At 46.0% G+C, this 10110-nt stretch carries 8 protein-coding genes and 1 pseudogene; 2 read left to right on the forward strand and 7 right to left on the reverse strand.

Translation table 11 applies throughout. From position 1 onward, the window contains the following. Positions 1–57 precede the first annotated feature (57 nt). Together sra and bdm are read right to left on the reverse strand one after the other, a co-directional pair. Entirely contained in the window at positions 58–195 is a 138-nt protein-coding gene (gene sra / locus D9736_RS20255) for a stationary-phase-induced ribosome-associated protein (protein WP_000841557.1), read from the reverse strand. Positions 196–296: 101 nt separating this feature from the next. Further along, on the reverse strand, positions 297–512 hold the full coding sequence (bdm, locus tag D9736_RS20260) for a biofilm-dependent modulation protein (RefSeq protein WP_130217566.1): 216 nt from the start codon (positions 510–512) through the stop codon (positions 297–299). Between the two features lie 344 nt (positions 513–856). On the opposite strand from bdm, the gene osmC reads away from it, so the two are divergent. After that, positions 857–1288, forward strand: a complete 432-nt coding sequence (osmC, locus tag D9736_RS20265; protein WP_000152304.1) for a peroxiredoxin OsmC — start codon at positions 857–859, stop codon at positions 1286–1288. A gap of 310 nt (positions 1289–1598) precedes the next feature. Continuing rightward, a complete protein-coding gene (locus tag D9736_RS20270; protein WP_130259036.1) occupies positions 1599–2522 on the forward strand; it encodes an omptin family outer membrane protease in 924 nt (307 codons plus the stop codon). Between the two features lie 67 nt (positions 2523–2589). On the opposite strand, the gene dosP is transcribed toward D9736_RS20270, so the two are convergent. The 5 genes and pseudogenes from dosP to D9736_RS20295 form a co-directional block, all read right to left on the reverse strand. Next, positions 2590–4995 (reverse strand): oxygen-sensing cyclic-di-GMP phosphodiesterase DosP, encoded by a 2406-nt coding sequence (gene dosP / locus D9736_RS20275; RefSeq protein WP_130259037.1) that lies wholly within the window; start codon positions 4993–4995, stop codon positions 2590–2592. A gap of 24 nt (positions 4996–5019) precedes the next feature. Further along, on the reverse strand, positions 5020–6402 hold the full coding sequence (gene dosC, locus D9736_RS20280) for a diguanylate cyclase DosC (protein ID WP_130259038.1): 1383 nt from the start codon (positions 6400–6402) through the stop codon (positions 5020–5022). Between the two features lie 344 nt (positions 6403–6746). Continuing rightward, entirely contained in the window at positions 6747–8066 is a 1320-nt protein-coding gene (locus D9736_RS20285; protein WP_130224876.1) for a glycoside hydrolase family 10 protein, read from the reverse strand. Between the two features lie 130 nt (positions 8067–8196). Next, entirely contained in the window at positions 8197–9732 is a 1536-nt protein-coding gene (gadC, locus tag D9736_RS20290) for an acid resistance gamma-aminobutyrate antiporter GadC (RefSeq protein WP_130259039.1), read from the reverse strand. A 155-nt stretch (positions 9733–9887) separates the two neighbouring features. After that, positions 9888–10110: pseudogene (locus D9736_RS20295) on the reverse strand (glutamate decarboxylase); the annotation flags it as partial.

Genomic DNA, 10110 nt, shown 5'->3' on the forward strand with positions numbered 1-10110 from the left:
AAACACCATTGCGCAGGCAATGGTGTTTAATCGTCATTGAGGACTGATGGTTATGAATTACTTTTCAGCGGGGCGTTTTCTGCCGGTTGGGGTATTTACCACGCTGGATTTGTCACCTTCGGTAACTATTTTGCGCTGGTTAGAAATTTTATGATCCAGTCCAAGAATATGACGTGCCTGACGGTTCGATTTCATTTGTACTCCTCAATCCTGTAGCTAGTTTTAAGGACAACATCGCCGTAGCGAAGAAACACGTGCTAAACCCCTAAATTAGGTTGCCGATCAAGCATAGCAGCTTAAAGCGTAGGGTGCTGGCCGCTGATCACATAATTTATCGTTTGCTGGTAGATGTCACTGAGGATGTCGTTATCAGAGGCTTCGACCCATTTGGTCAGCTCCATGAGAATGTCATCTTCAGTGACAACACCGTGCTCTGCCCGAAGGCCTTGCTCAATGGCATTAACCAGAGCGGGTTCTGCTGTTGAATTTTTTGCCTGATAATAAGTAAACATAGTGATTCTCCGTGTCTGTGTATTTATGGTGTCTGCTACGGATCGCAGATTTATAAAGCACATTCAGCATGACAAATATTTACCGCTTCGTTGTTAAGATTAGTCCTGGTTGATGATTTTTATATTTTAACTGCATGATATTGATGGGGATTGTTATTGTGATGAGTTGATTGATATTGAGGCAATATCTCTTGAGTTATATATTTCCGGCTATCTATTGTGGGAATTTAATTTAAGTGCAGAAGTAATATTTTCGCCGGATTTTATTCGGAATATCCTGCTTATCCTCGTACTGTTTCTCACGTAGTCTATAATTTCCTTTTTAAGCCCACAGGAGAGCAAGAATGACAATCCATAAGAAAGGTCAGGCACACTGGGAAGGCGATATCAAACGCGGGAAAGGAACAGTATCCACCGAGAGCGGCGTGCTGAACCAACAGCCGTATGGGTTTAACACGCGTTTTGAAGGCGAAAAAGGAACTAACCCTGAAGAACTGATTGGCGCAGCGCATGCCGCATGTTTCTCAATGGCGCTTTCATTAATGCTGGGGGAAGCGGGATTCACGCCAACATCGATTGATACCACCGCCGATGTGTCGCTGGATAAAGTGGATGCTGGTTTTGCGATTACTAAAATCGCACTGAAGAGCGAAGTTGCCGTGCCGGGTATTGATGCGTCCACTTTTGACGGCATTATCCAGAAAGCAAAAGCAGGATGCCCGGTTTCTCAGGTACTGAAAGCGGAAATTACGCTGGATTATCAGTTGAAAGCATAAGTACTCGCCGGATGATGTTGTCATCCGGCAAGCATTTACACAGATATTTTCTGCTTATCCCAATGAAACCTCGCATTTAAACTGCATCTTCATTTTTTCCGTTATTCCTGCCTGTTCTCGAACAATCATTATTGCATCAGGGTGTAAACTCCTGTTTCGTTCAGAATAACAGTAAAACTTTGTTTATTTATGTTCTCTGTTTGATGGTGAGAAACATTTATGGCATTGTAAGATTCAGTTGATTTAATTAACCTGAATTAATTAAATTTAATTAATGAGCTAATTAACATTGTTTAATAAGGATGAAACTATGTTGATGAAAAAGGTCTCTTTTGCCATTGTTTTAATTTCCCTTAGTCAGTATGCAAGTGCGTCTTCAGAATTTAATTTCTTATCTGACAATGTTTTTGTTGATGCTTCTCTTTCATTTCTGAATGGTGAGTCAGGTGAGTTTGTTTATAGCAATGGTGGCAAACTTAGCCAACTGGACTGGAAAATCCAAAATACCCCCATTGTTAAAATGGGGGTAACCTGGGATGCAATCTCATGGCTGACACTTAATGCTAAAGGCTGGACGACGATTGCGTCTGCCGGCACGCTGATGGATGATTATGACTGGCTGGAGCCGGGGCAGCACCACTGGAGCGATTGGTCACATCACCCGGCAACGCGGTTGAATTTTGCAAATCAGTTTGATCTCAATATGACAGGTTGGTTTTTAAAGGAGCAAAACTACCAACTTGGCGCCATGTTAGGCTATCAGGAGACGCGTTTCAGTTGGATCGCGAAAGGAGGTTACTATAGTTATGATAATGGTGCCGACACTGGAGATATCCCTCATAACGAAAGAGTTATTGGTTACCAACAAAAATTCAGTGCTCCCTATTTAGGTCTCTCTGGTAAATATATCTATCATGATTTTGATATCATTGCTCAATTTAAATACAGCGCCTGGGGAGAAGGGAAAGGTACGGATCAGCATTATTTGCGCAACATTACATTTAAAGATGAAGTATCCAACCAAAAATATTATTCAGGTCTTATTAATGTGGGATATAACATTAATTCACAGACGCGTATTTTCACAGAAATGTCATGGAGTAGATTTTCTAATGATATTGGGAATACTATAATTTATCATAAAGAAAATGGCGAAAGTGTAAAAGAGAAAGATTCGCCAGGGATGCAAAACTATAATTACATTATTGGCGCGGGTATTCAGTATCGATTTTAATATAGCGTCGGGTGAATGGCTGAATATGAATACATGAAATCTTGCCCGTCTGCACGGGCAAGATGTACTAAGCGTCGATTTGAAGCGGTAGCGCAGTAGACATCCAGACAGAGATCTCTTCGGCGGGCAAAGGACGTGAGAATAAATATCCCTGAATAACGCGACAGTGGATCTTGCGTAGCATCTCAAATTGTTCTTTGGTTTCGACGCCTTCCGCCACGACGGTTAAATTGAGGCTTTGCCCAATGCTGGTAATGGCTTCAAGTAAGGCACGGATGCGTTTTTCGGTCAGACAACGATCGACAAAGCTTTTGTCGATTTTGATTTCCGTTACCGGAAGACTGACTAAACGGGATAAACCAGAAAATCCGGTGCCGAAATCATCGACAGATAAACCTACGCCCATATCGCGCAGGATCTGAATGCGCTTAAAGATTTCGGTATCGTGTTCCATCATCATGCTTTCTGTGATTTCCACCGTCAGCTGGTGGCCGTCAATACCCCAGGCTTGCATTGCATCAGACACCTGATTGGGTAGCTGATTGCTACGAAAGTGCAGCGCAGACAAGTTAACGGAAAGCGCCGGGATATGAATATTCTGGCTACGCCATTCTGCTAGCTGGCGGCAGGCTTCAGCAATAACCCAGCGACCAATGTTTTCGATTTCGCCAATCTCTTCAGCAAGGGGGATAAATCGTGAAGGGGGAACATGACCATGCTGTGGGTCATACCAGCGAGCGAGGGCTTCGATACCATACAGCTCACCGGTTTCCGCAAAGATCTGCGGCTGATAAACCAGTTTTAGTTTGTTGTTGCTGATAGCTTCTTTCAGCGCCGCACCAAGAATCAGACGCTCTTTCACCATTTCGTTCATTACCGGGCTAAAGAATTGCCAGCCGTTACCGCCGTTTTTGCGAATAAAATCCATCGCATTGTGGGCGGTCGAAAGCAGGTAGTCCCGGTTTTTACCAACGTCGTAACTGATACCAATGCTTAAGGTTAGCGGGAATGGTTTATCGTCAATCATGACCGGTTTATTCACGACGTTGCGAAGTTCATCGGCTATTTGGGTAATGTTACTGACGTCGTTTTCCGGACTGATGAGGACAAACTGTGTACCTTCAATACGACAGAGATACTGGTCAGGTTTGATCTTTTCGCGAAAGCGATTGACCACTTCCAGCAATGCCTGATCGGCCCACGCATAGCCAAGGCTGTCGATGACATCCTGAATATGGTCAATGCCAATAAGATACACCACCGGAGAGACGGCATTTTCTACCAGGTCATCGAGATAATTGTGTAGGTTATTGCGGTTTGGCAAACCGGTCATCGGATCAAACTGAATGAGCTGCTCAATATGCTGGCGACTTTTTTCCTGTTCCAGCGCCAGGGCGGCCATATGCTGGCTGATATCCGCCACTCGTTCGATAAACGCGCTGGTTACCGCCCCGGACGCTGTTTTGATTTTCAGAATCCCGGCAGGTGCGCCATCGCGCTGGCGAATGGTGACTGACCAGCTTTGCGCATTCTTTACTTCCGTCCCATGAGAGGACGACGCCCAATGCACCGGCATACCATTACGCAATGCATACAACGACACATGGGATTCATGAAGAATGGATTCAATATTCCGGCAGATGATTTCGCCCATTTCATGAAATGGCGGGCTGCTACACATCGCGGCGAGAATATTGCCTTCAAGCTCACGAATTTGTCGTTCTTCGGTGATATCGGAGAAGGTCATCACCAGGTTTTGCAGATTAGCCAGCACATCATAAACTGGGCTAATAGAAGCTTTGATCCAGATTTTTTCCCCCGTGCGCGTTAACAACAGAAATTCATCCTGATCACGCGCTGTTTTCCATAGCAGTTGCTGTAAGCGAATACGATTATCTGCCGGGTATTCAGGGATGTTAAGCAAAGTATCGGGCTGCATACCGCTGGCTTCGCTGATGCAGTAACCAAACATTTCAGTAAACGCGCGATTGCACTGCACGATATGGCGTTCCGGGTCCAGCACAATGACCGGGCGGTCGAGATGGTCAACGGCAATAATTAACTGCCGGGTCTGTTCTTTCTGTGCCATTTCTACGCTGGCATCACGTACCAGCGCCAGGTAATAAATTTTCCCTTCGGCAGTGACTTTGGATAGCGCGAAACGGGTCCAGATTTTACTGCCGTCTTTTTTCTCCAGCTGCAATTCCCGGCTCATACCTTCGACCCGCGCTTTACCGCCTTCGCGGTTATGGCGAATATATTCTGGATGCGCAGGGCGCAAATTATGGGGAATCAGCATATCAATGTTATTGCCTATCACCTCTTCGCGATTATAGCCCCAGAGCTTCTCCGCCGCAGGATTAAAAAACATTACTTCGTCATTTTCGTTAATTAACACCGCGCCCATCATATTTTGCTCAAGGGCGGGAAAAAAAATGCCGTCGGCGGCATTTTCTGCATCGGTTAGCTTCATGATTACCTCTGCATCCGGGAGCATCTAAAGACTGGCTTTCCAGAGTTCAACACGGTTTCTACCTCGTCTTTTCGCGATATACAGAGCTTCATCGGCTATTTGAATTAAGCGTTCATAATCAGGATGCCCATTAAACATGGCAGCGCCAATGGACAAAGAAAGGGTGATGTCTTCGCCATTTGCGGCTTTCAGTTTGGTTTTTTCCACCCGGCTGCGGATCCGCTCTGCGGTACGCAAAGTGTCATTTTCTGAAGCTTCAGTCAGCACTATGATAAATTCATCGCCACCGTAGCGAAAAACATAGTCACTGCTACGTACGTTGTCGTAAAACGCCTGTGAGACCTTACGTAAAATCTCATCGCCGGTGTTATGTCCCCATGTGTCATTGATCTCTTTGAATTTATCAACATCTATGATTAGGACAGACAACGGCGTGCCAGCCCGATTGGCATGGGCAATTTCACGTTTAAAGATAGTCGGCAAGAAACGGCGGTTAAGTAATTTCGTCAGTACATCCATACCCACTTCATGACGCGAGACTTCTTCAAAGAGTTCACGTAGTAAGGTGATAATCTGCGATACGGTATTTCGTATCTGTAATAAAAACTTCACGCGCAGACTTTTGTTACTCAAATTTTTGGCATTGAGCATTGCCTGATGAAAAATTCCGTCGAAATCCTGAATAAGGCGAGAGATATGACCAACTTCAGCAATGCCACTAAAATAATGGCGACCTTTATGGTTAAACCACAGGCCAAAATCAGCCTGACTTAACGGTAAGCTGCTGCCTAAATCAGAATCCAACAGGACTTTATAAATAATATCTATTTCCCATGAAAGTAATGAGGCTATTTGGCGTTCTTTTTCTTCTTCGGCGTTTTCCAGTAATGAGAAGATACGATAGTTCTCGTCTTCTTTAGCCGCGCTACTGTCGCTAAAGGTAAATGCTCTGGTCATCACTTCCATGGCTATGTCGATACTGTTAATCGAAAAGTGATAAACCTGAAGTTTTTCAGAAGGTGAATAATCAGAGGAAAATATTACCGGGTAGAGGATTTTTTTCAGCACGCGAAAACCCATCTCGACAATTTCTACCGGAATGCCAATACGAGCATGGACTTCGGCTACGGTATGTTGGATTTGTATAAGTCTTTCAACATCGTCCGTTTGTGCAGAGAGCACATTGATAATCCACGTTTCCATCGCACTTTTAAGTTGCCTTTCAACCTGTTCGTTACTCAAAAACTCTTCGGCATGCGGGTCAGTGCGTACAATTCGATAAAACTCAACACTTAAGTAATGAGCATGCGTTACGGCAATTTCTGCCGCTTTGTTACGAATGAGGGGGGCGACCTGGGCAACTAATCCGGTCCACTCATCTTTCATTCTTTTAAAGTACATCTCCATAATTCATACCCTTATACGGCTGGAAAGGCAGACGGAATCGAAAAATGCAACTCGTTTGGACAGGTTTATGGCACCATATTCTCCTGAAATATGAAGATATACCGAAACGAAATAAATGACTTATGACCGTTTTAATCTACGTTACTGGTCTTCTGAAGAGTATAGCCCATCGTGATTATTTTTCGGTGATGGTTAATATCGTATGGTTTTTCATATTCATACGTTTTTATCAGGGGAATTATAACAATTCGACTTAAGTTGATTTGATTATTCGTTGAGAGTGTTTTGTTGATGACAAGCCGGTGTTTAAAGCACCGGCAGTGTCATAAAGTAAGAAAGGGCGTTTAGCTTCCCCAACGGCTTTGCAGATAGCTAACTGCCTGTTGAGTTTGCGGCTTGTTCAGATAGTCTTCGCGGAACAAAATTGTGCCGCTAATTTCTGGCACGGCGTCGTTAAGATCAAGCTGCTTTTTCAGTTCTGGCACGCCGCCGTTAACCATCCAGTCTGGTTCTATCTTTGAAGGTTCGCCGACTTTATAGAAGGCGATACCAATATAAAGACGGGTTTTGGTTGGTTTGACGACATCTGCCCACCATTTTGCCAGCACGTCATAACGTGCTGCGCTACGCGAGAACGGCCAGTAAATTTGCGGGGCTATATAATCCAGTAAGCCTTGTTCGACCCAACGACGAGTGTCTGCGTAGGATTCATCATAAGCTGCGGCCCCGCGCGTATCAGAACCGAGCGGATCGTGTGAGCGATTGCGCCAGACGCCCGCAGGGCTTACACCAAATTCGACTTCCGGCTTAATGCTTTTAATGGTGTGCGACACCTTAGCAATTAACTGCTGGGTATTGTTGCGCCGCCAGTCAGCTTTTGACGCAAATGCACCACCGTATTTGCGGTATGTCTCGTTATCGTTAAGCCGTGAATCCGGCGATTCAGTATAAAAATAGTCGTCAAACTGCACGCCATCTACCGGATAACGAGAAACCACTTCAGCAACTATCGATGTGATCCAGTCCTGAACTTCAGGGATCCCTGGGTCGAGAACAAAACGGTCACCTGACGTCCTGATCCAGTCGCGATGTTGAACATAGACACTGGCCGGTTGTTGAGACAGGGTGCTGTTCAGTTCCCTGATAGTTCCGGGCTTCGTATTAACCGACACGCGGTAGGGATTAAACCAGGCATGTACTTTCATCCCACGCTTATGGGCTTCGTCGAGAATAAATTGCAGCGGATCGTAACCAGGATATTCACCAATTTTGCCGGTCATTAGATCGGACCACGGCAAAATCTTCGACGGCCAAAGGGCAGTGCCGTCGGGCTTCACCTGGAAAAAGACCGTGTTAATTCCCAGTCGTTGCAAGTTTTCCAGTTTGTCGATCATCGCCTGCTGTTGCACGCGGACCCGGCTGGTGGGGTTGCTGATGTTAACCGAGGAGACGGGAGGCCAGTCGAGGCGGGATACCGTGGCCAACCAGATACCGCGCATAGGTTGCGACGACTGTTGTGCGGTCGCTGGTGGTTTTGAGCCTGCTGGTGGTGTCGTCATTGAATCTGGAGGCGTGCTTTTACAACTACACAGTAAAAGAGCCAGTGCAACCAGTGCCGCTGGCCTTTTAATCGCGGATTTCACAGTTCGGGAGCAGATATCCATATATGCTTATTTCCGGTAAACAGATGTGCGCTTATTCTCGTACTTATCTGGGGCAAGTCAATACGGCAATAAGTACGCAAAAGGGAGCGATTAATTTTCGCTCCCTTGTGTTATTACCACTCAGACACGGTTAGTGTTTCTTATCGTTCATCACAATATAGTGCGGTGAACGAGCACGTGGATGCAGGAAGAAGTGACCTTTCGGCGCGTTCTGGCTGTTAATTGGCTCCAGTGTAACACCGGTATTCGCTTTGCCTTTACGGTCATGAATGGCATAGAGAATAAAGGGCAGGGCAAGTACCACCAGGAAACTAACGACCAGTAATTCGACATACATATCGGTAGAGTCACCCTGGATGTTATCCGGCGGCAGGAAGGAAACAATAAACGCCATAATTGAAGTCAGCAGACCGACAATAGCCACGACCAGTTTCACCCCTTTACCACCAGGGATATTAAATGTGCGTTTTAAGTCAGGATGTTTAAGAACCAACACAATGTAGCCAATAAACAGCATGAAATAAGCACACAGATAAATCACCACCGTCAGCGCCAGTGCGATCAGGAAGGACATGTTGTTACCACCACCGGTGTTGGTGAGGATGATCAACGCGATAGAGGTAATCACCAGCTGGGAAATTACCAGAGTTACCGGCACACCATTTTTGTTCATTTTAGCGAACGCGGCGGGCAGTAGATTTTTCTGCGCGGTGACATACATCCCACGAGAAGGGCCAACAATCCATGAGGCGATTTCCGCCAGAACACCCAGCAGCAGCAGGGCAGAGATAACGCGAACCGTCCACTCAATTTCCGGTGCCACATGAGACATCAGCACGGTGAATGTTTGCATTACACCTGCGGACAGGTTGATTTCATTACCCGGAATCACCATCGCAATGGACAAACCGCCTACTGAACTTAAGCAAATCGCAGCCACCATCAGCAGTAACATTGCCAGCGGATAGTCGCGTCCGGGGTTGCTCATTTCATTAACGTGGGTCGCAGAAGCTTCTACTCCCATATAACTCAAAATGAAGGCAACAAACACAACCAAAGTGCCAACTTTCGAGAAATCAGGGAAGAAGGTTTTGGCATCCATTTCGATAGCAACCGGTGCTCCGGAGTGCAGATAAATCGCTGCTAATGCAATCAAAATAAATGCAGGCAGTAGAATACCCGCGAAGAAACCCACTTTCGCAATTCGCGCAGTATATTTAGTTCCGCCAAACTGAGTTAATGCCAGCGCCCAAAGAATAATCAGCGCCGCGATAGTTTTCGTTACCGGGTCTTCATTCAGTGCTGGCCATTTCAGAATGTAGGACAGCGCCCCTAACACGAAATAGAGCATTGGAATAAAGCCAATAGCGATTTGCAGATAGCCAAATGAGATTGCAGCGAATCCCCATTTCGGCCCCAGGGTATTTGATACCCAGGCGAACACGCCACCTTCTTCCCAGCCGTCCACGGTGGCCATTTCCGCAGCACAAAGACCAACGGGAATAAACCATAAAATCCCGCCTAAGAGCAGGAAGAAGACCAATGAAAAGCCAGATGTTGCGAAGGTAGGGTATTCATAAACAGCCATTACCATCGACGCCGTGATGGCGAAGAACCCGAGTAATGTTAGCTGCTTAGCTTTACCTGTCTGTACTGATGTAGCCATATTATCCCCCTAAAACGGTTGTCCTGTGGAACCGCACCTGTTTTGTTCTGAAGTGCTTTCAGAACAATTTTTTCCGTTGCTAATGCCAGTGAACAGACTTCGGAAATTGTCCCGAAACGGGTTCGTTTCGGGACACCGTTACCGCTTAAACGTTATCAGGTATGTTTAAAGCTGTTCTGCTGGGCAATACCCTGCAGTTTCGGGTGATCGCTGAGGTATTTCAGGGAGGCTTTGTAGTCTTCCAGTAACAGTTCAGCGAAGTCCATTTCGAAGCCACGGCGGCACATAATGCGCATTACCACGATGTCGGTGGCTTCACCGCCGAGGGTAAATGCCGGAACCTGCCAGCCGCGCAGGCGCAGACGTTCAGAGAGGTCA

This window comes from Escherichia sp. E10V10 (assembly GCF_004211985.1).
Taxonomy (GTDB): Bacteria; Pseudomonadota; Gammaproteobacteria; order Enterobacterales; family Enterobacteriaceae; genus Escherichia.